20 protein-coding genes, 1 tRNA gene and 2 pseudogenes are annotated in these 22,342 nt (G+C 66.1%); 6 read left to right on the top strand and 17 right to left on the bottom strand.

Annotation, left to right across the window (positions count from 1 at the left end; all coding sequences use genetic code 11):
- Positions 1–36: 36 nt before the first annotated feature.
- Complete coding sequence (locus FJ443_RS14835; protein ID WP_140495400.1) at positions 37–606, bottom strand: BA14K family protein; 570 nt, start codon at positions 604–606, stop codon at positions 37–39.
- 188 nt (positions 607–794) lie between these two features.
- Between FJ443_RS14835 and FJ443_RS14830 the strand changes: the two genes are divergently transcribed.
- The 3 genes and pseudogenes from FJ443_RS14830 to FJ443_RS14820 form a co-directional block, all read left to right on the top strand.
- Positions 795–1,907, top strand: a complete 1,113-nt coding sequence (locus FJ443_RS14830) for an endonuclease/exonuclease/phosphatase family protein (RefSeq protein ID WP_140554989.1) — start codon at positions 795–797, stop codon at positions 1,905–1,907.
- A 3-nt stretch (positions 1,908–1,910) separates the two neighbouring features.
- Entirely contained in the window at positions 1,911–2,627 is a 717-nt protein-coding gene (locus tag FJ443_RS14825) for a hypothetical protein (protein WP_140495404.1), read from the top strand.
- A gap of 85 nt (positions 2,628–2,712) precedes the next feature.
- A pseudogene (locus tag FJ443_RS14820) lies at positions 2,713–2,961 on the top strand (PIN domain-containing protein); the annotation flags it as partial.
- A 24-nt stretch (positions 2,962–2,985) separates the two neighbouring features.
- On the opposite strand, the gene FJ443_RS14815 reads toward FJ443_RS14820, so the two are convergent.
- Genes FJ443_RS14815 through FJ443_RS14805 form a run of 3 tightly spaced genes read right to left on the bottom strand, consistent with a single transcriptional unit; the run spans position 2,986 to position 6,209 of the window.
- Positions 2,986–4,203: an ABC transporter permease gene (locus tag FJ443_RS14815; protein ID WP_140521160.1), complete on the bottom strand. Its 1,218-nt coding sequence runs from the start codon at positions 4,201–4,203 to the stop codon at positions 2,986–2,988.
- Position 4,204: 1 nt separating this feature from the next.
- The gene (locus tag FJ443_RS14810; protein WP_140516445.1) at positions 4,205–4,912 is read right to left on the bottom strand and encodes an ABC transporter ATP-binding protein; all 708 of its coding nucleotides are present in this window, start codon (positions 4,910–4,912) and stop codon (positions 4,205–4,207) included.
- Between the two features lie 4 nt (positions 4,913–4,916).
- Entirely contained in the window at positions 4,917–6,209 is a 1,293-nt protein-coding gene (locus tag FJ443_RS14805; RefSeq protein WP_140516443.1) for an efflux RND transporter periplasmic adaptor subunit, read from the bottom strand.
- 130 nt (positions 6,210–6,339) lie between these two features.
- On the opposite strand from FJ443_RS14805, the gene FJ443_RS14800 reads away from it, so the two are divergent.
- Together FJ443_RS14800 and FJ443_RS14795 are read left to right on the top strand one after the other, a co-directional pair.
- A complete protein-coding gene (locus FJ443_RS14800) occupies positions 6,340–7,272 on the top strand; it encodes a PhzF family phenazine biosynthesis protein (protein ID WP_140554991.1) in 933 nt (310 codons plus the stop codon).
- A 107-nt stretch (positions 7,273–7,379) separates the two neighbouring features.
- Positions 7,380–7,455: transfer RNA gene (locus FJ443_RS14795), tRNA-Lys, on the top strand.
- Positions 7,456–7,592: 137 nt separating this feature from the next.
- On the opposite strand, the gene FJ443_RS14790 is transcribed toward FJ443_RS14795, so the two are convergent.
- Genes FJ443_RS14790 through cbiE form a run of 8 tightly spaced genes read right to left on the bottom strand, consistent with a single transcriptional unit; the run spans position 7,593 to position 14,215 of the window.
- A complete protein-coding gene (locus FJ443_RS14790) occupies positions 7,593–7,856 on the bottom strand; it encodes a hypothetical protein (RefSeq protein ID WP_140516441.1) in 264 nt (87 codons plus the stop codon).
- Positions 7,857–7,895: 39 nt separating this feature from the next.
- Complete coding sequence (cobT, locus tag FJ443_RS14785; RefSeq protein ID WP_140664646.1) at positions 7,896–8,906, bottom strand: nicotinate-nucleotide--dimethylbenzimidazole phosphoribosyltransferase; 1,011 nt, start codon at positions 8,904–8,906, stop codon at positions 7,896–7,898.
- Between the two features lie 24 nt (positions 8,907–8,930).
- On the bottom strand, positions 8,931–9,707 hold the full coding sequence (cobS, locus tag FJ443_RS14780) for an adenosylcobinamide-GDP ribazoletransferase (protein ID WP_140664644.1): 777 nt from the start codon (positions 9,705–9,707) through the stop codon (positions 8,931–8,933).
- Between the two features lie 3 nt (positions 9,708–9,710).
- Positions 9,711–11,024, bottom strand: a complete 1,314-nt coding sequence (locus FJ443_RS14775) for a cobyrinate a,c-diamide synthase (protein ID WP_140664641.1) — start codon at positions 11,022–11,024, stop codon at positions 9,711–9,713.
- A complete protein-coding gene (gene cobA / locus FJ443_RS14770) occupies positions 11,021–11,839 on the bottom strand; it encodes a uroporphyrinogen-III C-methyltransferase (RefSeq protein WP_140664638.1) in 819 nt (272 codons plus the stop codon). The genes FJ443_RS14775 and cobA overlap by 4 nt, the downstream gene beginning before the upstream one ends.
- Positions 11,836–12,600 (bottom strand): precorrin-4 C(11)-methyltransferase, encoded by a 765-nt coding sequence (cobM, locus tag FJ443_RS14765; protein ID WP_140623186.1) that lies wholly within the window; start codon positions 12,598–12,600, stop codon positions 11,836–11,838. The genes cobA and cobM overlap by 4 nt, the downstream gene beginning before the upstream one ends.
- Complete coding sequence (locus FJ443_RS14760; RefSeq protein WP_140623188.1) at positions 12,597–12,983, bottom strand: cobalamin biosynthesis protein; 387 nt, start codon at positions 12,981–12,983, stop codon at positions 12,597–12,599. The genes cobM and FJ443_RS14760 overlap by 4 nt, the downstream gene beginning before the upstream one ends.
- Positions 12,980–14,215 carry a precorrin-6y C5,15-methyltransferase (decarboxylating) subunit CbiE gene (gene cbiE / locus FJ443_RS14755; RefSeq protein ID WP_140664635.1) on the bottom strand — a complete coding sequence of 412 codons (1,236 nt, stop codon included), beginning with the start codon at positions 14,213–14,215 and terminating at the stop codon, positions 12,980–12,982. The genes FJ443_RS14760 and cbiE overlap by 4 nt, the downstream gene beginning before the upstream one ends.
- Before the next feature lies 1 nt (position 14,216).
- Between cbiE and FJ443_RS14750 the strand changes: the two genes are divergently transcribed.
- Positions 14,217–14,978: a cobalt-precorrin-6A reductase gene (locus FJ443_RS14750; RefSeq protein WP_140648767.1), complete on the top strand. Its 762-nt coding sequence runs from the start codon at positions 14,217–14,219 to the stop codon at positions 14,976–14,978.
- On the opposite strand, the gene FJ443_RS14745 is transcribed toward FJ443_RS14750, so the two are convergent.
- The 5 genes and pseudogenes from FJ443_RS14745 to FJ443_RS14725 form a co-directional block, all read right to left on the bottom strand.
- On the bottom strand, positions 14,942–15,706 hold the full coding sequence (locus tag FJ443_RS14745) for a precorrin-3B C(17)-methyltransferase (RefSeq protein WP_140521149.1): 765 nt from the start codon (positions 15,704–15,706) through the stop codon (positions 14,942–14,944). The genes FJ443_RS14750 and FJ443_RS14745 overlap by 37 nt on opposite strands.
- Positions 15,703–16,473 (bottom strand): precorrin-2 C(20)-methyltransferase, encoded by a 771-nt coding sequence (locus FJ443_RS14740; protein ID WP_140521148.1) that lies wholly within the window; start codon positions 16,471–16,473, stop codon positions 15,703–15,705. Before FJ443_RS14740 ends, FJ443_RS14745 begins: the two co-directional genes overlap by 4 nt.
- Entirely contained in the window at positions 16,470–17,102 is a 633-nt protein-coding gene (locus tag FJ443_RS14735; protein WP_140495569.1) for a precorrin-8X methylmutase, read from the bottom strand. The genes FJ443_RS14740 and FJ443_RS14735 overlap by 4 nt, the downstream gene beginning before the upstream one ends.
- Positions 17,026–18,586: pseudogene (gene cobG / locus FJ443_RS14730) on the bottom strand (precorrin-3B synthase). Before cobG ends, FJ443_RS14735 begins: the two are co-directional and overlap by 77 nt.
- Positions 18,583–22,326 carry a cobaltochelatase subunit CobN gene (locus FJ443_RS14725; RefSeq protein WP_140664630.1) on the bottom strand — a complete coding sequence of 1,248 codons (3,744 nt, stop codon included), beginning with the start codon at positions 22,324–22,326 and terminating at the stop codon, positions 18,583–18,585. Before FJ443_RS14725 ends, cobG begins: the two are co-directional and overlap by 4 nt.
- Positions 22,327–22,342 lie beyond the last annotated feature (16 nt).

The following is a 22,342-nucleotide window of genomic DNA, read 5'->3' as shown; positions in this document are numbered from 1 at the left end:
GGCGCCGTTTTTTATTGCAGGATTGTGCGGCCTGGCTCAGCGATAGGGCGAGTAGCACTGCTGGCGTGGGCCGTTATAGGGCTGGAAGGTGTTGTCGTAAGCGCGATACGAGCGGTATCTGTTGTAGCACCACCGGACATGGGCGCTCGACAGCCGGCCGGCGCGATAGTAGCGGCGCGGCGGTGCATCGTAGTAATTGTAGTTGTTGTACATGCTGCCGAGGCCGAGCCCCAAGCCAAGCCCCAGGATCGCGGCGCCGGCGCTGTCATCATAGTAGCGGCCGCGATAATGGTGGCGGCGCCAACGCCAATCATCGCCGCCGTTCCAGTGACGACCGCTCCAGTGACGGCCGCCCCAATCGCCGCGGTTCCAATTGCCGTGGTTCCACCCGCCCGACCGGCGCCATCTCCAGTCGTTGTTGAAGCTCCGGTTGTTGCCGCCGGCCCAGCTGTCACGCACAGGCGTGACCGTCGGCGCCGCGGTGCTGGCTGGGATCGACAGCTCCGGCTGAAGGATTGGTCCGGCAGCGGATGGTGCCGTGATGCCGGAGAAGATACCGAGCGCTATCAGCCCGGATTTGACTGTGGAAGAAAAGAGCGCGTTCATTGCACTTCTCCAAGAGAACAGGCCCCACGCCGACCCTGGGATGGGCCCACTGTGGGTCTTTGCGTCTGAACGGCGGATGAACGGAAAGGTTCCCTCAACCATGGCGCGAGGCGCGCCAGGATCAATCGATTCCAGCTGGTGGTTGCCCGGCCTTGTTTTCTGCCGCGCTTGCGGGCAAAGGTCATGATATGTCGCTGCGTCTTGCAACCTTCAATGTCGAGAACCTGATGAACAGGTTCGATTTCTCCGGATACCGCAACCAGCTCAACGAGGACCGGACGCTGGCTCTCTTCGATATCCAGAGCGAGGCCGAGTACAAGATGCTGGAGCAGGCCCGCGCCATCGCGCAGTCGGACGACATGCGGCAGCTGACGGCGCTGGCCATAGCGGCCACGCGCGCGGATATCATCTGCATGCAGGAGGTCGACAATATCGAAGCCCTCAAGGCGTTCGAATATGGCTATCTTTTCAAGATGGTGGGGCAGGGCTACCGCCAGAAGTACACCGCTGCCGGCAATGATTCGCGCGGCATCGACGTCGCCGTGATGATGCGCAGCGAGACCGCGCAGGGCCAGCCCATCGAATTCGTGCGCATGACCAGCCACGCCTATGTGACCTATGAACAGTTCGGGCTGCACACGCCGGAGCTGGCGGCGCTCGGCAACCAGCCCAATGAACGTATCTTCCGGCGCGACTGCCTGGAAGTGGACATTACCGTGGGCGGCTCGCCGCTGACGCTCTATCTCGTGCACTTCAAGTCGATGGGCTCGCCCCGCAACGGGCTCGACGGGCGTGAAGCGACGATGCCGATCCGCATCGCGGAGGCGCAGGCGGTGCGCCGGATCATCGAGGAGCGCTTCGGGGCGGATCATGCAGCCGACAAGCGCTGGGCGATCTGCGGCGACATGAACGATTACCGCCAGCGCGTGAAGATCGCCGGCGACGAATTCGACGGCTATCGTTTCGAGGTGGTCGACGAGAACCTGTCCTGCATCAACGTGCTGACGGCCGGCGGTTTTTGCGAAAACGTGGTCGAGAGGCGGCCGGAAATGAACCGCTGGACCTTCTACCACACGCGTGGGCCGCAAGAGCGGCATTTGTGCCAGCTCGATTATATCCTGCTGTCCAGGGGATTGGCGGCTAAGAACGCCACCGCCGTCCCGGACATCATCCGCAACGGCCAGCCCTGGCGCACGATCTTTCCTGCCGGCCAGGAAGTGGAGCGCTTTCCGCGCGCCGGCTGGGACCGGCCGAAGGCATCGGACCATTGTCCGGTGGCGATCACGCTGGACATGGCCTGAACCGTGAGCTTCGACCTGCCGCGCAATGTCATTTTGCCGGTCGACGCCGTCGATGTCAGGCTCGACCCCGGCCCGCATCCTTTCGCGCTGGACAATGCCGAGGCGATCGCCGCGAACTGGCAGCACGAGATCGCGGCCAACCCCGCGCTGTTCGACGGTCCCGTGGTGCTGCTCTCGCGACTTGCCTGGCGCGACAATCGCCTCGTCGGCCGGTGCCACGCGGTCAACTACTCCACCTTCATGCTCTGGCGGAAGCGGCGCGAAAATTCGGGCGCCGAGCACGCCTATGCCCATGCCATGCTCGTGGCCGGCGACAATGCGCTGGTGGCGATTCGCATGGCCGCCCACACCGTTACTGCCGGCCGCGTCTATTTCGCCGCCGGTTCCTTCGAACCGGCCGATTTTCGCGATGGCCTCGTCGATGTCGATTTCAATATGATCCGCGAGGTGCGGGAAGAAACCGGCCTCGACATTTCAGGCGCCGCACGCGGCCTGCATTACCATGCCCTGTCGACGGAAAGCGGCACGGTGATCTTCCGCCGATACCGGGTTCCCGAGCCCGCCGAGGAGATCGCGCGGCGCATCTCGGCCTTCGTCGCAACCGAGGCCGAACCGGAGATCGTCGGTCCGGTCATCATCCGCCACGCCGCCGACCTGCCGCACGGGCTGATGCCGCACATGAAGCCGCTGATCGAGTGGCATTTTGCGAACGCGGACTAAACCTTACCTTCCGTGCTGATCGCCAATGCCGGCATACGAAGGTCTGAGTGGCTGCCTGCAACCCCAAACATCGGGTGCGTGCGCGGACAATCGTCTCGATCAGGATGTGTTGCCACTGTTTGCAGGCCGCATTCTGCCTTTCGACCTCGACGCGTCGCGCGCCTATGCCGACCTCATGGTAAAGGCGAGAGCCTCAGGCAAGGCGATCGGCAATGCGGATGCCTACATCGCGGCCACGGCCGCAGCAAACGGTCTTACGGTCGCCACCCGCGACACCGGCCCATTCGCGGCCGCCGGATTGAATACGATCAATCCCTGGGAAACAGCGTCGTAGCCGCGCCTTTGCTTTCCAATCGCCTTATTCATGCCGCAGCGCGTCGATCGGGTCGAGCCTGGCGCCGCGCAGCGCCGGGAAGAAGCCGAAGACCATGCCGATCAGCGCGGAAAAGCCGACGGCGAGCAGGATGACTGCCGGGCTCGGCGCAAAGGGAATGGCCAGCGTCGCCGAGGCGAGACCGGCCAGCGAGAGCCCGATCAGGATGCCGATGATGCCGCCGAGCAGCGACAGCACCGTCGCCTCGACCAGGAACTGGATGAGGATGTGCTTTTCATGCGCGCCGATGGCGAGCCTGATGCCGATCTCGCGGGTGCGCTCGGTGACCGACACCAGCATGATGTTCATGATGCCGATGCCGCCGACCAGCAGGCTGACGCCGGCGACCGCGCCCAGCATGCCGGTCATGGTGGTGGTGGCGCTGGCCATGGCATCGGCGATCTGGGTCATGTCGCGGATCGCGAAATCGCTTTCGCGGTCGGGCGTGAGGCGTCTGGCGTCGCGCAGAATATCCTCGACGCGCGGCTGCAGCTCGCTGGTCGGGGTGCGGTCGTCGGCGGCGACGTAGATGTTGTCGATGTTGCGGTTGCCCGCAATGCGCCGCTGATAGGCATGCAGCGGCATCAACACGACATTGTCCTGGTCCTGGCCGAAGCCGGTATAGCCCTTCGGCTCGAGCAGGCCGATGATCTTGCAGGAGGTGCGGTTGACGCGGATGATTTCGCCCTCCGGGTCGCCGGCACCGAAGAACTGCTGGCGCACCGTCTCGCCGATCAGGCATACGCCGGTGCCCGAGCGGGTCTCGGACTCGCTGAACGAACGGCCTGAGACCAGTTTCCAGTCGCGGGCATCGAGATAGGCGCTGTCGGTGCCGGTAACGCCGGAGGTCAGGCTCTCGGTACCGAAGATGACGCGGACCTGCTTCTGCGAGGCCGGCGAAATGGCGCGTGCGCCTGTCAGATGGGCAATGAGCGCGGCAAGATCCTTTTCGGTGAGCGGACGGACGACCTGGTCGAGCCCGCCCGGGCCGCCGGGGCCGGCCGGGCGGCCGGAGCGCACAACCAGAAGATTGCTGCCGAGCTTGGCGATGTCGTCCTTGACCTTGGCGGTGGTGCCGGCGCCGATGGTGAGCATGGCGATGACCGCGGCGACGCCGATGACGATGCCGAGCAAGGTCAGGAACGAGCGCAGCATGTTGCGGCGGATCGAGCGCAAGGAGAGGCGGACGGTTTCCCAGAGCATGTCAGGCCACCTCGACGGTCATGGTGTCGGAGGCGACATGGCCGTCGAGGAAGCGCACCGTGCGCTCGGCATATTCGGCGACGTCGGCCTCGTGGGTGACCATGGTGATGGTCAGGCCAAGCTCCTTGTTCAGTTGCGTCAGCAACTCCATGATCTCGTGCGTGCGGGCAGTGTCGAGATTGCCGGTCGGTTCGTCGGCGACGAGCAGCGTCGGCCTCGTGACGATGGCGCGCGCGATCGCCACGCGCTGTTGCTGGCCGCCGGAAAGCTCGGCCGGCGTGTGATGCTCGCGACCGACAAGGCCGACTTGCGCCAGCGCCTGCATGGCAAGATCGCGGCGCTCGCGGCTGGCCACGCCGCGATAGATCAGCGGCAGTTCGACATTTTCCGCCGCCGTGGTGCGCGCCAGCAGATTATAGCCCTGGAAGACGAAGCCGACATAGAGGTTGCGCAGCATGGCGCGGCGGTTGCGGTCGAGCCGGCCAGCATCGACGCCCATGAAGGAATAGGTGCCGGCGGTCGGCGTGTCGAGGCAGCCGATGATGTTCATCGCCGTCGATTTGCCGGAGCCGGACGGGCCCATGATGGCGACGAATTCGCCGCGCCGGATCGCCAGGTCGACGCCGGCCAGCGCGTGCACCTTGGCTTCGCCATGGCCGTAGCTCTTCCAGACCTTGTCGAAGGTGATGAGGGGGGCGCCCATCGCCACGAAGTCAGCTCCGCTGCTGCGAGGCCGTGATGACCTGCGCCCCCTCTGACAGGCCCGAGGTGATCTCGGTCAGCTCGCCGTCGGTCGAGCCGATCCTGACGTTGACCGGATGCGGACGGCCTTTCTCCAGCACGTAGAGCATGCGTGAGCCGTCGGTCGGCGGCGCTGCCGCCTGGCGCTGGCGATTGCCGCCGGGACGTCCCATGCGGCCGGTGAACAGGTCGCTCAGGCTCCAGCCGCGGGCGGCCTGCTGCGCAGGACGATAGCGGAAGGCGGAGGAGGGGACGGTCAGCACGTCCTTAGCCTGCCGGGTGACGACCGAAACAGTGGCGGTCATGCCGGGGCGCAGCAACAGCTCGTCGTTGTCGACCTCGAGCCGCGCATTGTAGGTGACGACGCCGTCGGTGGTGACCGAGGCGTAGGAGATGTCGCGGATCTCGGCGTCGAACGGCCGCTCCGGGAAGGCGTCCACGGTGAAGCGGGCATGCTGGCCCGGCTTCACCGCGCCGATATCGGCTTCGTCGACCGCCGCCACCAGTTCCATGTTCCTGAGATCGGCGGCGATGATGAACAGCACCGGCGCCTGCAAGGAGGAGGCGACCGTCTGGCCGGGGTCGACAGAGCGCGTCAGCACGATGCCGTCGATCGGCGCATAGATGGTGCTGTTGGCAAGGTCGGTTTGCTGCGATTTCAGGTCGGCGTTGGCGATGGCGAGATTGGCCTCGGCGCTATCGAGCGCTGCCTTCGAACGGTCGCGGGTCGCGGTCGCCGCTTCGAGCGACTGGTCGGTGGCCATGCCGCGCTTGGTGAGGGCGGCGGCGCGCACGAGCGCGCTTTCATTCTCGGCCAGCGTCACGGTGGCGTCCGCGACATTGGCGGCGGCCGCCTTGGCGGATGCCTCGGCGCGTTCGATCTGCACCTGCAGCTTGGCGGTGTCGAGCGCGGCCAGCACATCGCCCTTCTTGACCTGCTGGTTCTCGTTGACCGAGACTGAACGAATGATGCCCGAGAGCTGGCTGGAAATGTCGACCTGGGTGAGGGGCTGCAAGGTGCCGGTCGCCGAAACCTCGACAGTGAGGTCGGCCTTGGCGGCGGGCGCCGTCGTATAGTCGATCTTGACCGGCGAGCCGGCATACCACTGGTAGCCGGCAAAAGCCGCGACAAGGACGATCAGCGCCAGCAGCGCATAGAGCCAGCCGCGGCGGCGATTCTTGCGCCGCCCCGTCTGGTCGAGCCCGAGCGCGGTCTCGATGGCGGAATCCGATTCCGTCTTTGGCAGATTGACAATCTGGTCCACGCCGGACCCCCTGAAGCGCAATATGTCCCTATGAGTGCACAGATCAGTGCTAATGGTTCGAATATCAAATTAAATTTCGCTCATGTTGGGATTGAGGCAGAAATTCGGATCAAAGCGGAAGGTTTCCTCCATGAGACGCGATTACTTGCTTTACGATGTGTTTACGACCGATCGGCTGGCCGGCAACCCGCTGGCGGTGGTGTTGGACAGCGGCGGACTGGACACGGCTGCGATGCAGGCTATCGCGCGCGAGTTCAACCTGTCGGAATCGGTGTTCGTGCTGCCGCCGGATAATCCCAAGCACCGCGCCCGTATCCGCATCTTCACGCCCGATTATGAAATGCCTTTCGCCGGCCACCCGACCGTGGGCTCGGCGATCGCGCTGGCCGAACTGGCCGATATCGCGCTCGCTGAAATGGCCGACAATGACGGCGCTGCGAGCATTTTCGTGCTGGAGGAAAACATCGGCCCGGTGCGCTGTGCCGTCAGCAAGCATGATGGCGCGACATTCGCCGAATTCGACTTGGCGAAGTTGCCGGAGCCGCTGAAGCTCGAAGCCGACCCGGTGGCGATCGGCGCCGCCCTTGGCCTGGCGCCGCACGAGATCGGTTTCGAGAATCACCGCGTCGCGTTCTGGTCAGCCGGCGTGCCCTATGTGACCATACCGGTGGCCAATCTGGAGGCGGCGAGCCGGATCCGGCTCGACAACCAGGCCTGGTCGGAACTGGCGCCGCGCAAGAGCGAATGGGCCTTTGCCAGTCCCTATGTCTATTGCCGAGAGACGGTGAACCACGAGAGCGCCTTCCATGTGCGCATGATCGTGCCCGGCACGCCTTCCTACGAGGACCCGGCGACCGGCTCGGCGGCGGCGGCTTTCGCCGGCGCCGTCATGCATTTCGACGCTCCGACGGATGGCGTTTCGCAGCTGTGGATCGAACAGGGGCTGGAGATGGGGCGGCCCTCGCGCATCCGCCTGGAACTAAGTGTACAGGGCGGAAAACTGGTCTCGGCGCGCATCGGTGGCAACGCGGTCAAGGTGGCGGAAGGCAAGCTGTTCGTCTGACCATCTGCGTCACTTCGGCGATTTGTCGGGAAATGATTCCGGCAGGGCTGGACAGGACCGGCATCGGCGGCTATATGCCCGCCAACGCCGGTTTTTGCCGGCCGAGTGGGTGCGTAGCTCAGTTGGTAGAGCAGCTGACTCTTAATCAGCGGGTCCACAGTTCAATCCTGTGCGCACCCACCAAATTCTTCAAAGACTTGGTGGAAAGACCCTGAATAGGCCGGTTCAATTGCCGCGCTCGTTCATCAGTGTTTGGCTGCCTTCGCAACCCGGCCGCCGTTGGCCAGGTGAGACGCGGGACTTTGCAGCTTGGTCAAAGACTACGATTGGCCGCGCCGAAAAACGCGGCTCAGAAACCTGCCGAACCGAAAAGCCATGCCGTTGTCCGCGCTCCGACCGTCGTCGGCATCAATGGCGGCCTTTCCGCCTGAGAAATCGCTGATGAGCCACCAGAAGAAAACCAGAAAAACAACGAGAATTGCGGTGTCGATCGGGCCGTAAGTTGAATATCCACTGTGCCGAAGCACACCAGCAAGCAGCACGGCGATAGTCATAGCAGCGGCAGCCGGGTGAAGCTTTTTCATCCACCAGATCTATTCGAGAATCGCTACAACCGGAAGATGTTACTTCTCCGACACGCCGGCCTCGGCAAAGCTTGCCATCCTCGCATGGCACTCCAGCGCCGAGCGGACGATGTTGACGGCGAGGCAAGCGCCGGAGCCTTCGCCGAGCCGCATGCCGAGGTCGAGCAGCGGCGGCAGATTGAGCGCTTCCAGCAGGCCGCGATGACCTGACTCGGCAGAGACGTGGGCGGCGATCGTATGAGCAAGGCCTGTGGAGTGCAGCTTTGCCAAAGGTGCTGCGGCTGCGGTGCAGACGAAGCCGTCAAGCAGCACCGGTATGCCCATGTGACGGGCGGCAAGCGTGGCGCCGAAGATGGCGGCGAGTTCGCGGCCGCCGAGCGCCGCGGCAATCCCCAGCGGATCGGCAAGAATGGCGGCGTGGCGTTTCAGGCCGGATTCGATGGCAACCACCTTGCGCTCGAGGCCGGCATCGTCGACGCCGGTGCCGCGTCCGGTCCATTTTTCCGCACCGCCGCCGAACAGCGCCGCCGAGATCGCGGCGGCTGGCGTGGTGTTGCCGATGCCCATCTCGCCGAAGCAGACGAGATCGAGATCATCAGTCACCGCATCGTAGCCGGCCGAGACCGCGGCAAGAAACGTCTTGTCGTCCATCGCCGGCGTTTGCGTGAAATCGCCGGTCGGATGGTCAAGATCGAGCGGAATGACATCGAGTTCGGCGCCTGCGATGCGGGCGAGCTGGTTGATGGCCGCACCGCCGCCGGCGAAATTCGCCACCATCTGCACCGTGACTTCCGAAGGATAAGCCGACACGCCTTGCGCGGTAACGCCGTGGTTGCCGGCGAAGACGAAAACTTTCACCCGCTCGAGCCTAGGCATGTCGCGGCCCTGCCAGCGCGCCAGCCACGCGGCGATGGACTCAAGCCGGCCGAGGCTGCCCTGCGGCTTGGTCAACATGTCCTGGCGGCGAGCGACCGCGCTCGCGGCGGCGTCATCGCCATCAGGCAGGTCGAGGCAAGCAGCGCGCAATTCATCTAGGGATTTGAAAGGCATGGAAGGAAATTCTCCGAAACAGAGTCAGGAAAGGGCTACGGAAGCGACGAGCAGCACCGCGATTTCGCTCACCTGTTGCATAGCGCCGATCGTGTCGCCGGTCTGGCCACCGATCTGGTTGAGGCAAAGCGCGTGGAAGGCGGCAAACAGCAGTCCGAGCAGGATAAGCGCCGCGATGGCGCCGCCAAGCCCGAGCAGGAGGAGCGGGATGGCGCCGAGCACGGCGCCGGCGAGGGCAATTTCCCGCGAGACGGTGCCGGCGCCGGCCGAGAGGCCATCGTCGCGCGCCGGGGGCAAGAGATGCATGAAGGCGCCGAATACGCCGCGCGAGGCCGCATGGGCGGCCAGGAGCGCGAAGAGAGCTTGTGTGGGATCGACGAATTCCGACAGCGCGCTCCAGCGGATGAGCAGCGACAGCGCCAGCGCCATGGCGCCGTAGGCGCCGATTCGGCTGTCGCGCATGATCTCCAGCTTTCGACCGCGCGTGTTGCCGCCGCCAAAACCGTCGGCGACATCGGACAGCCCGTCCTCGTGCAGGCAGCCGGTGGTAACCGCGGTTGCAACCAGGGCAAGGGCTGCCGCCGACCCGATGGCAAGGCCAAACCGTTCCGCCGTGGCAAAGACGATGGCGCCGATCAGGCCGACGACGAGGCCGGCGACCGGGGCGGCCCAGATCGCGGCGGCAAGGCTGCGGCCGCGAAAGTCGATGACGGGCAAGGGCAGCCTGGTGAAGAAGACCAGGCAGAGGGCAACATCGCTGGGGATTTGCCGGAGCGAAAGGGTGACCTTCGGGAACTTCATGCCTCAGCCCCTTGCGATGGCATGGAAGAAGGTGCCGCTGACCTGGCCGCGCCGGTAGCCCGAGGCGCCGATCGGATTGCCTTGCCCGTCAGCGAGGTCGGCCAGGGGCTCGTCATCGCCGGTAGCCGTCATCTGCGCATAATGGAATTCGTGCCCGCGGATCAACGCGCCCCGCGGGCCGAGCGGACAGTCGGCGCGCAGCCGCGCTTCGCGATAGCCGAGGTTCATCTTGCGCTTGGCGAAGCTGGTTGAATGGCCGAGCAGGCCGAGCATTTTGTGCGTTTCGCCAGATGCATCTTCCAGGGCTTCGCCAAGCACCATGAAGCCACCGCACTCACCATGGATGGGCTTCGTCCCGGCGAACCTTGCCGTTCCTTTCCGAAAATTCGCAGCGGCGGCGAGACGGCCGGCGTGAAGCTCGGGATAGCCGCCGGGCAGCCAGCAGACGTCGCAGCTGTCGTCAGGCGCCTCGTCCGCGAGCGGCGAGAACGGAACGATCTCCGCGCCGGCCTTGCGCCAGTAGGCCGCGACGTGCGGATAGAGAAAGGTGAAGGCGGCATCCTCGGCAAGTGCGATGCGCTGGCCGGGCGGCTGCAGCGCATCGTCGAAGCTGCCGGGCTCCGGGGCGAGAGGTGTTGCCAGCGCCATGACGGCGTCGAGGTCGAGCGACTTTTCCGCCATGTCGGCCAACCGGTCGAGATGCGCCATCAGGTCATCATATTCACCGGCCTGGACGAGGCCGAGATGGCGCTCGGGCAAGTTGAGCGTGGGATCGCGCAGGATGGCGCCGACGACCGGCAGGCCGATCGCCTCGATGGCGTCGCCGGACAGCCGGCGGTGGCGCTCGCTGCCCAGCCGGTTGAGCACGACGCCCGCCATGCGAACCTCCGGATCATAGATGGCGAACCCCTTGGCGACGGCCGCTGCCGTGGTCGACTGGCCGGAAACGTCCAGCACCAGCAGCACCGGCAGGCCGTAGAGCCGCGCGAGATCGGCCGCCGAACCGCTGCGGCCCGGCGCGGCCGGAATGCCGTCGAACAGGCCCATGGCGCTTTCGAGGATGACAAAATCGGCGTCGTCGGCGGCATTTACGGCCAGTGCGTTGAGCAGCGACGGCGACATCGCCCAGCTGTCAAGATTGACGCCGGACAGGCCGGTGGCGGCGGTGTGGAAGCCGGGGTCGATGTAATCGGGGCCGGACTTGGCGCCGCGTACTTTCAGGCCGCGCCGAGTGAGTGCGCGTAAAATGCCGATGGTGACGCTGGTCTTGCCCGAGCCGGAGCGCGGCGCGCCGACGATGATCGCGCGGGCGCTCACGATGCACCCGCCAGCGCCGCGCGCATGGCGACGATGCCGCCGACGACGATCAGCGCCGGTGCGGACAGGCCGGCGGCGGCGGCTTCCTCGGCGATGGTGGCCAGCGTGGCGACGACGATGCGCTCCTGCGGCGTCGTCGCGGCGACGATCACCGCCGCCGGCGTCGATGGCGCCAGCCCGCCGTCGAGCAATGCGGCCGATATCACAGGCAGATTGGCCATGCCCATGTAGACCACAACAGGCTGGCCGGTGCGCGCGATCGCGGCCCAGTCGAGATCGTCATCGGTGCCGGCGGCATGGCCGGTCGCCAGGATTACCGCCTTGTTGATGCCGCGCATGGTCGCGGGGATGCCGGTGGCGGCCAGCGCGCTGAGGCCCGAGGTGAGGCCGGGCAGGACGCGGAACGGGATGTTTTCCCGCGCCAGCGCCAGCGCCTCTTCGCCGCCACGGCCGAAAATATAGGGGTCGCCGCCCTTCAGCCTGACGACGCGGCGGCCCTGGCGCGCCAGCCGGACCAGCAGGGCGGTTATGTCGTCCTGTTTCATCGAGGGTTTTCCGCCGCGCTTGCCGGCAAAGAAAAGCTCGGCGTTTTCGGCAACCGCGACGACGTCCGGGGAGACCAGCGCATCGTAGACCAGCGCATCCGCCTCACTCAGCGCCGCCAGCACTTCCAGCGTCAGGCAGCCGGGATCGCCGGGGCCGGCGCCGGCGAGCCAGACATGGCCGGGCTCAAGCGTCCGCGGCTTGAAGTTCAGCCGGGCAAGCGCCTGTTGGAGCGCGGCGTTCTCGCTCTTATTTTTGGTGCTGTCGCTCACAATCCGTCCCGTCCGCGAAAACGCCGCTGGTAATGCGCGTCGTACAATGAACTCTCGCCAAAGCCTTCCGCCGCCAGCGAGCGGCCGACGAAGATGATGGCCGTACGCTCCATCGGGTCGGCGGCCAGTTGTGCCTCGATGGTTTCCAGCGTGCCGGTCAGCACGCGCTCGTCCGGCCAGGAGGCACGGAAGACGACCGCCACCGGGCAATCGCGGCCATAGAGCGGCGTCAGCTCGGCGACGATGCGATCGATGGCGTGGATGGCAAGATGAATGGCAAGCGTGGCGCCGGTGCGGCCGAAGCCGGCCAGCGTTTCGCCAGGCGGCATTTTTGAAGCGCGGCCGGAGACGCGGGTCAGCACCAGGCTCTGCGCAACTTCAGGGATGGTCAGTTCGCGCCGCAGAGCAGCCGCCGCGGCAGCGAAAGAGGGAACGCCCGGCGTCAGCGTGTAGGGAATGCCGTGCCTTTCCAGCCGGCGGATCTGTTCGGCAACCGCGCTCCATACCGACAGGTCACCGGAATGCAGCCGCGCGACATCATGGCCGGCCTTGTGGGCGGCCAGATATTCGGCCTCGATCTCGTCGAGCGACATCGGCGCGGTGTCGATCAGCGTCGTTCCCGGGGCGCAATGCTGCAGCAATTCGGGCGCCACGATCGAGCCGGCATGGAGGCAGACCGGGCAGCTTGCCAGCAGCCGCGCGCCGCGCAGGGTAATGAGGTCGGCGGCGCCCGGACCGGCGCCGATGAAATGCACGGTCATGCCGCGTCTCCGCTGATGGCGATGGCGCAGGTGACCGGGCCGAGTACGATGCGTGGTCCCAGCAGCCTGGCGCCTTCGCCGGCGACGGCCAGCGCCGATGCTTCGGACACCGATGCTGTGCCGGCCAGATCCTGCGAGAGGCTGGAGTTGCTGAGCGCCTTCGTCGACGCTGCTTTAAGCGCTGCCTCATCGACAACGATGACGGGAAGGTTGAGTGTGCGACCTGCGGCAGCGATCGCCTGTTCATCTTTCTTGAGCATGGCGGTGGCGAGCGACGAGAGCGCCGTCATCGCCAGCCCGTGCGCTTCGAGCGCGGTTTCTATCGCGGCAAGCACGTCCTCGACGCTTACACCCTTTCGGCTGCCGATGCCCGCGACCATCATGGCTTGATCCAACTCCATTGGGTAACCGGCATCGCCGGCCGCCAGGCCTGCATCGAACCGACAGGCACGGCGCGGGATATGGCGATGCGGGTCAGATCGCCCCCGAGCTCGGTATGACGGGCAAGAAGCAGCGTCTCCATTTCCAGCGTCACCGCATTGGCAACGAGGCGGCCGCCGGTGCGCAGCGCCTTGATGGCGGCGGCCAGCACGCCGGCGTCGCTGCCGCCGCCGCCAATGAAAATCGCGTCTGGCGTATCGAGCCTTGCAAGCGCCTTGGGTGCGCTGCCTTCGACTACGATGAGTCCGGGAACGCCGCAGGCAGCAGCGTTGTGGCCGATGCGGGCGGCGCGGATCGGGTCGGCTTCGATGGCAACAGCGCGCATCGAGGAATGGGCGAGCATCCATTCGATGCCGATGGAACCGGAGCCGGCGCCAACATCCCACAGCAATTCGCCGCGCCTCGGCGCCAGCGCCGACAGCGTGATGGCGCGGATGTCATGCTTGGTGATCTGGCCGTCATGGTCGAACAGATGATCGGCGAGGCCTGATGTCAAAGGCAGGATACGCGCATCCGGACCAGATTGAATTTCGAGCGCCAGCACATTGAGCGGATTGATGGTTTCGAGGTTGAAGGCATCGGCCCGGGCCGTGCGCAGGTTCTCGTTCGGCCCGCCCAATGCCTCCAGGATCGTCAACCGCGAGGCGCCGAAATCAAGCTCGGTGAGCAGGCGGGCGATTGCCGCCGGTGCATCGCCGTCGGATGTCAACGCCAAGATACGCGCGTTGGGCTGCAGCAATGGCCGGATCAGGTCGATGGGGCGGCCATGCAGCGAGACGGTTTCGATGTCCTGCAGCGCCCAGCCGAGGCGAGCGGCCGCCAGCGAAATGGCCGAGGGCGCGGGAATGACATGCATCTCCCGCGGCTTAACCTTGCGGGCGAGGGTGACGCCGACGCCGTGGAAAAAGGGATCGCCGGAGGCAAGAACGCAAACGCGCTTGCCGGCGAGCGACAGCACGTCGTGCATCTTGGCATCGAAGGGAACCGGCCATGGGCGCGGATCGCCCTTGGCGAATGATGAGACGAGCGCCAGATGCCGCTTGCCGCCAAAGATGATTTCAGCGTCGGCGATCCGCTGCTTGGCCTCGTCGCCGAGACCGGCTACACCGTCCTCGCCTATGCCAACGATGGTGAGCCATTTTTGGTTGGCGCCGCGTAGACTCTTAGCAGGCATGATGACCCACCGCATTCTGATCCTCGGCGGAACCACCGAAGCCCGGCAACTGGCTGGAAAACTGGCAGCCGGTTACTCGGTGATGCTGTCGCTGGCGGGCCGCACCGAAAGCCCGGTGACGCAGGGCGTGCCGGTACGCAGTGGAGGGTTTGGCGGCGCCGATGGTCTGGCCGCCTATCTCAAGGAGACAAGCATCGAGCTGCTGATCGACGCCACGCATCCCTACGCGGCGCGAATTTCCGCCAATGCGGCGCAGGCCGCGCGCATGGCTGGGGTGCCGATCGTCGCTCTGCGCCGTCCCGGCTGGGAGCCTGTCGAGGGCGATCGCTGGACGCAGGTCTATACGACAGGCGATGCCGTGCAGGCGCTTGGACCGGCGCCGCGCCGTGTATTCCTGGCTCTCGGCCGGCAGGAGGTCGCGGCTTTCGAAGCCGCGCCCCAGCACCACTATCTCATCCGCAGCGTCGATCCGGTCGAGCCGAAGCTGGCAGTGCCCGATGCCACCTATCTCCTGGCGCGCGGGCCGTTTCGCGAGGCGGAGGAACACACGCTGCTCCAGCGGCACGGCATCGACATCGTCGTATCCAAGAACAGCGGCGGCGCGGCGACTTATGGCAAGATCGCCGCGGCGCGGGCGCTTGGCCTCGACGTCGTCATGGTGCGCAGGCCTGTGCTGCCGGAGGTTCCTTCGGCTGCGACCGTTGATCAGCTTGCCGACATGGTCGATCATCTTGTCGAGCCTGCCGCGGAGCGCGGCGTGTAGACCAGCGCCGGCCTGTTACCGCGCCTAATGATCCGGGTTTCCGGCGAACCGATGATGATGCAGGTTGCCATGTCCGCCTTGTCGGCATCGGCATCCGCCAGCAGGAACACCTCGATGCGCTCGTCAGGCCGGCCTGCGGCGCGGCCGAAGATGACGGGCGTGGTGCCCGGCAGAATGGCTTTCAGACATTCGAAGGCGCGGCCAAGCTGCCAGGGGCGCGCCTTGCTGATGGGATTGTAAAGCGCGATGACGAAGCCGGCGCCGGCGGCCGCCAGCAGGCGCAGTTCGATCAGGTCCCATGGCTTCAGATTGTCGGACAGCGAGATGGCGCAGAAATCATGGCCGAGCGGTGCCCCGATGCGGGCAGCGACAGCGAGCATGGCGGTGACGCCAGGCACGATTGCGAGGTCGATGGCGCGCCATTCGGAGGGGCCGGCTTCGATCGCCTCGCAGACGGCCGCCGCCATGGCGAAGACGCCTGGATCGCCCCCGGAGACGACGGCGACATTGTGACCTTCGGCCGCCTTCGCCAGCGCCTCGTTGGAGCGGGCAAGCTCTTCGCGATTGTCGGAGGCGATGCGGGTCTGGTCCGGGCGCAATTCCAGCCGGTCGAGATAGGGCTTGTAGCCGTAGAAGAAGCTTGCCTCGGCGACGGCGTGGCTCGCCTGCGGCGTCACCTGATCGGCGTTGCCAGGTCCGAGCCCGATGACAGTGAGGCGGCCGCTCATGCGCCACCCGCCGACGCGACAGGGCGTCCGGACCAGCCGGCAACGAGCACAATGGCGAAATAGGGCGCCTTGTCGTCCGGCTTGTCGGTGAGCCGCATCGAGACGCTGCCCGGCATGGTGCCGCGCTCGACATAGACGGCGCGTGTCAGCTTGCCGGTGGCCTCCAGCGCCCGCCGGATTTTGGGCAGGTTGCGGCCGACCTTCATGATAACGGCGGCATCGGTGTCGGCGAGGCGCCGGGTCAGTTCGAACTCGCTCATCGTGCCCGGCAGCACGGTCAGCACGTCGTCGCCCTGGACGATCGGCAGGCCGGTCGCCGACCAGCAGCCCGACATGGCGGTAACGCCGGGAATGACCTCGGTCGGAAAACGATGGGCGAGGCGCACATGCAGATGCATGTAGGAGCCATAGAAGAGCGGATCGCCTTCCGACAGCACGGCGACCATCCTACCGGCATCCAGATGACCGGCAACGGTCTCGGCGGACTCCTCGTAGAAGGCCGATATCTGCGCGCGGTAATCGTCGTGATCCTTGTCGATCTCCGTGGTCACGGGATAGAGCAACGGCAGTTCCAGCATGTCGGGCCGGAAGCGCGTTTCGACGATGGCGCGCGCATTGCTGTTGTTGCCGCGCTTGGCGAAATACGCCACCACATCGGCCTCGGCCAGCGCACGCGCGGCCTTCAGCGTCAACAGTTCCGGGTCGCCGGGACCGGTACCGACGCCGACCAGGCGGCCCCTCGAGCCGGTTTTGGGGAGCGCGTTCACAGGCCGGGCCTCGCGAGAGAATTGAGGGCTGCCGCGGTCATGGCGCTGCCGCCAAGCCTGCCGCGCACGATTGCATAGGGTACGCCGTAGGAATTCTGCGCCAGCGCGTCCTTCGATTCGGCGGCACCAACGAAGCCCACCGGCATGCCGATGATGGCGGCCGGTTTCGGCGCACCGTCGCGCAGCTTCTCCAGAAGATAGAAGAGTGCGGTCGGCGCATTGCCGATGGCCACCACCGAACCGGCGATGCGCTCGCCCCACAGGTCGATCGCGGCGGCAGAACGTGTGTTGCCGATCGTCCTGGCGATTTCATGCGTGCGCGGGTCGCGCAAGGTGCAGATCACCTCGTTGCCGGCAGGCAGACGGGCGCGGGTGACGCCGTGCGAGACCATTTCGGCGTCGCAGAAGATCGGCGCGCCGGCGGCAAGCGCGGCCCGTGCGGCGGAAACGAAATCGCTGGAGAAGACAAAATTCTTGGCGGCTTCCACTTGGCCGCAGGCATGGATCATGCGGACCGCGACATCGGCCTCTGCTTCGGAAAAGCGCGCGAGATCAGCCTCGGCGCGGATGATGGCAAAGGAGCGTTCGTAGATCGCCGTGCCGTCGTGGATGTAGTCGTAGGCGACCATTGTCATTCCTGTCGATAAGCCTCTGCGATGCCGGCCGGCCCCAGCCTCGTCAGGCAGGCGGCGGCGGTCTCGCCCTGATAGCGTGCGCTGCGGATTGCCGCCGCGACGCGGCCGATGCCGCGCGCGGCGTCATAGCCCGGCCTGTAACCGGCAGGAAGGGCCTTTGCCGTCGCGTTCACGACAAGTCCGGCTCCATTTTCGCCGCCGACCACGGTCAGCGCCGCTGGGCCGGGATGCGCGCAACCCTTGGCGCAGCCAGAAACATGCAAGGTGAAGTCAAGACTATCGGCGTTTTCGGTGGCGATCGCCTCGGCAATGTCGCGCGTGGCGATGCGACCCGAGGCGCAAGCCGGCGCGCCGGGACAAGCAGCGATGCGCGTGCGCGGGTCGGTGGGGGCGGTGACGAAGCCGAGGGTGGCGGCTGTTTGCTGGAGGGAAGGATTGGCGGCTGGTGGCTGGCCGAGGAAGAGCAGGGCGCGGCCCGGGGCGAGGCGGATTTCTGACGTGCCGAGAGTGACGGCGCTTTGAGCGAGGGCGATGAGCCTTTCGGTGGGCATGCTGCCGTAGGGGAGACCGATGCCGAGGGCGTGGCCAGTGTTCAAGTCGAAAACGCCAATCGGCGAGCGAGGGTGCTCTACGGCGCCCCCCTCTGTCCTGCCGGACATCTCCCCCACAAGGGGGGAGATTGGCGGTTCGGGCGCCGGCTCTCCTTCTGCATCCCAGGAAATTGGCAAAGGCGAGCGTGAATGAGCAATCTCCCCCCTTGTGGGGGAGATGTCCGGCAGGACAGAGGGGGGCGCCGTAGAATGCCAACTTGCGAGAGACGCTATTTGCCTCTCCGATAAATCCCGTGTGTGCGCTTCGCGGCCTTTTTCAGCCACCATCCTAAGCGCTGCGACGGCTATGTCTCTAGCGGCATGCGCGTTGACCTTTGCCAACACTTTCGCATTCCGCCCGTCACCGGCAACCGACACCCGCCAGCGGATTCCCGCCTCGGTGCTCGCCGCCTTCAGCCGCACGTCGGCCGTCACAGCATCCATCGTGAGTTGCCCGCCACCGTCGACAACGACCGAAACCTTCGGCCCGAGCCGCTGCGTCAGCCCGGCGTCCTCGACCGCTTCCCTGATCCGATCAGCCAGCGGCCTGGGGTCGGCGATCTCCTGCGGATCGATGCCGGCCAGTGGTCCGGTCTCCACTGGTACGCCAGTGCGGACCACAATGCCCAGCGCATCGACTTCCTTCGCCAGCAGGGTTGCACTTTGCGTGGTCAATCCGCGTATTTGCAAGCTGCCGCGCGCTGTCACTTCCATGATGCCGTTGCCGTGCCGCAGGGCGGATTCTGCCAGCCCGATCAGAAGCTTCGGCGACAATCCGCCAGAAGATGGGCCTCCGGCGACCGGGTTGAGCCGCACCAGCAGGCCGTCGCCGGTCTGCATCGGCGCCGAAAGGGCCGGGCAGGCGCCGCGGCGGGAGTAGGCGTTCATGCCGCCAACTCCCGTGCCTCGGCAATCAGTGCCGCGAGGTCGTCGTCGATCGAATTGCGCAAGGGATGCCAGAGGCCCCGCCGTCGCGCCGACAGGAGGCGTTCGGCAATGGCTTTCGCGGCGGCCGGGTTTTCGCGCAGGATGAAGGCGCGGACGTCCGCATCGCCGAGATAGGCATCGTGCACGGCGTCTATCAGCGCGCCCGGTATGGCCTGCGTGGTTTCGGCGAAGCCAACCAGCCGGTCGACGGTTTCGGCGAATTCCGAGGCGCCGCGAGGGCCGTGGCGCATCTGGCCCGCTATGAAGCGGGCGTTGACAGCGCGGGCGCGCACGACGCGCGTCACAGCCTCACTAAGTGAACGCGGCTTCGGCCTCTGCGGGTCCGTCGTGTCCAGCACGATAACGTCGGCATTCCTGCCAAGCGCTGCAAGGGCGGCCGAAAAGCCGCCGATAAAGGCGACATCGGCGGAGCCTTCGAGGATGTCGCGGCCGGGATCGTCGCCGGTGTGGACGAGAAGATCGGCCTCGGCGATGCGGTTCTCGAAAGCGCCGGGCGCGGCGATCCCTTCACCGCCGGCGCCGCCATAGGCATGCGATGTGGCATCGAGATAGGCGCGGCCGATTTCCTCGCGCGCCGCCCAGTCGCCGCTCGACAGGATTTCCTCGACGCCAGCGCCGTAAGTGCCAGGCGAGGTGCCAAAGATGCGCGGGCTGATCTTGCCCTCGGCGCGGGTCCTTGCGGCGAGCGGATTTTCCGAATCGTCCTCGTCGCGCGCGGCAACGGCGTTGGCAGCGGCATCGATCAGCGCGATCTGGGTCGGGAACATGTCGCGGAACAGGCCCGATATGCGCCAGGTGACGTCGACGCGCGGGCGGCCAAGCGCTGCCGGTGCCAACACCTCGATGCCGGTGACGCGACCTGTGGCGGCATCCCATTGCGGGCGGCAGCCCATCAGCGAAAGCCCCTGCGCGATCTCCTCGCCGCCGGTGCGCAAAGACGCCGAACCCCAAAGGTCGATGATCAGCGAGCGCGGCCAGTCGCCATGCGATTGCATATAGGTGCGCACCACTTCCTCGGCGGCAGCCTTGCCGATGTCGTAAGCCGTCGGCGTCGGCATGGCGCGCGGGTCCGACGTGAACAGGTTGCGGCCGGTGGGCAGAACGTCGGAACGCCCGCGCGCGGGCGCGCCGGCCGGGCCCGCGGTGACATGACGACCGTCGAGCGCGGCAAGAAGGGCGGCCTTTTCGGCCTCGGCGCTTTGCCGGCGCATAAGGTCGGGCTCTTCGTCGGGCGCGCGGCCGTAGACATGCAGCCCATCCTTGATAGCGAAATCCTTCAGGTCGCAGAGCCAGGCATCGATGCGGCGCAGGGCCTCGTCCGGCGCGTCGGTGCGGGCAACGCCGGCCTCCGCGGCGAGGCCCGTCGTCTGCGCGGTTTCGACGATCAGACTGGCCAGACGGTCGCGGCGGCGGCGGTCGAGACCGTCAGCCTGGGCGTATTCGTCGACCAGCCGTTCGAGCCTGTGCTGGTTCTTGTCCAATCCGGCGCCGGTGAGCGGCGGCGGCAGATGGCCGAGCGTGACGGCGGCGATCCGCCGCTTCGCCTGCGCCGCCTCGCCGGGATTGGAGACGATAAAGGGATAGATGACGGGCAGGGGACCGGTGACGATCTCGGGGAAGCAGCTTTGCGAAAGCGCAACCGTCTTGCCCGGCAGCCATTCCAGCGTGCCATGCGCGCCAACATGGATGAGCGCATGGACGCCGAGCAATTTGCGCAGCCACAGGCCGAAGGCGAGCAACGCATGGCGCGGCGGCAGCGTCGGGTCGTGGTAGTCGGCGCGGCGGTCGGCCGAGCGGCCGCGGTCTGGAGCCAGCGCCACGGTGATATTGCCGAAGGTCGCGGCGCGGAAGGGGAATTTGGCGGCGGGCAGCGCTTGAACACCCCCCTCTGTCCTGCCGGACATCTTCCCCGCAAGGGGGGAGATTGGCAGTTTCGACGCTGGAGCTACTCTTGCAACGTTGGAGATTGGCGAAGACAGAGATGACGGCGTAATCTCCCCCCTTGCGGGGAAGATGTCCGGCAGGACAGAGGGGGGTGCCTCGCGCAAACCTGTCTCGCCTTCGGCTTTGCCCCAAGCTGCTTCTACGGCAGCAATTGCTGCGCCCGGCAATTCCGTTGAGAGGGCAAGGTACTCATCCAGCCCCAGCCCGGCCTTGCCGGACTTCAGCAAATCCAGCAACGCACGCGGCGATTGCGGGATCCCTTCAACCGCATAGCCCTGTTCCTTGAGGTCGTGCAGCATCGCCAGCACGCTGGACGGCACGTCCAACCCGACCGCATAGCCGGTGCGGCCGGGAGCGCTTGGGTAATCAGGGATCAGGATAGCGAGCTTGCGCTCCGCGCGGGGCGTCTCCCGAAGCCTGATGAAGGCCGCGACCCGGTCCGCCACCTGTTCGACGCGATCGGGTTCCGGCCGGTTGGCAAAGGCGCGGTGGCCGAGCGCCGGGTCGGTCTCGCTTTCGCCCTTGAACGAAACGGCGCCGGCGAGGATGCGGCCGTCCAGTTCGGGCAGAACGACATGCATGGCGAGGTCGGCGGGCGCCAGCCCGCGCTGGTTCTTCTCCCATACGTCGCGGCGGGTGGTGGCGACGATGACCTGGAAGACGGGAACGCCGGCGCGGTCGAACAGGGTTTCGACGCCGGGTTCGGCGCCGGACGCGAAAGCGGTCGCGGTGATGATGGCGGCGGGCTTGAGCTGGGCAATCGCGGTTTCAACAAAAGCCAGAGATTCCGGGTCTTTCAGGCTGGAGACGAAGATGGGGACGGGGAGCATGTCGCGCTGCCGTAGCGCCTCGAAAAGCGCGTCGATCGGCGCGACATCGGCGGCGAGCAGCATCGAGCGGTAGAAGAGGACGGGAATGGTGCGAGCATTGATGTTGTCAACGTCGAGTCCCGTCACACCCCCCTCTGTCCTGCCGGACATCTCCCCCGCAAGGGGGGAGATTGCCCCGTCATCGACGTTCTTGCCCCTTTCAGATGGTGCAAACACATCCTTTTCTGACGCAACAAAAGAGGAGCCGGCTTTGATGACAGCTGATCTCCCCCCTCGCAGGCGAGATGTCCGGTATGACAGAGGGGGGTGTGACGGAATGCCGACATTCGATAAGTCCGGCTTCTCCACGACTCCGCGCCCCGGCTCATAAAACCCGGCTTTCGGCACGCTAACCGGTTCGGCAAATTCGGCATCAGACCCCGCCAACCGCGCCAGCCTGCGCACCAGCGCGCTCATATTGGCCGGGCCGCCCTGGCGGAAATAATTGAGCAGCCCGTCCATTTCCTCGCGCGGCAGCGTCGAGGCTTCGATCAGCCTGATATCCTCGTCATGGCTCTCGCCGGGCAGCAGCGCCAGCTTTATGCCGCGCTCGCGGGCAACCGCGGCCAACTGGTCGCAGCCGTAGCGCCACCACTCGTAACCGCCGAGAATACGCACCAGAATGACTTTGGCGTGACGGGCGACGCTGTCGATCCAGAGGTCGACGGACATGGGGTGGCGCAGGTCGCGCAGCGCGGCCAGCCGCATCGTGGGCAGCCGATCGGCGTCGCCTTTCCAGGCCGCTGCCAGTCCGGCCAGGTCGCTGTCCGTAAAGGACAGCGCCACCATTTCCGCCGGCGTCTGCCGCAGATCGACCGGCTCGGCGAGATCGTCGAGCGAGGCGGATGTGGTGGTGAGGATGTGCATCGCGGTCGGTGTTGCC

This window comes from Mesorhizobium sp. B2-6-1, from assembly GCF_006440475.1.
Lineage (GTDB): Bacteria > Pseudomonadota > Alphaproteobacteria > Rhizobiales > Rhizobiaceae > Mesorhizobium.
The sequence above is the reverse complement of the archived record's forward strand: the minus strand, read 5'-3'. Positions and strand labels throughout refer to the sequence as shown.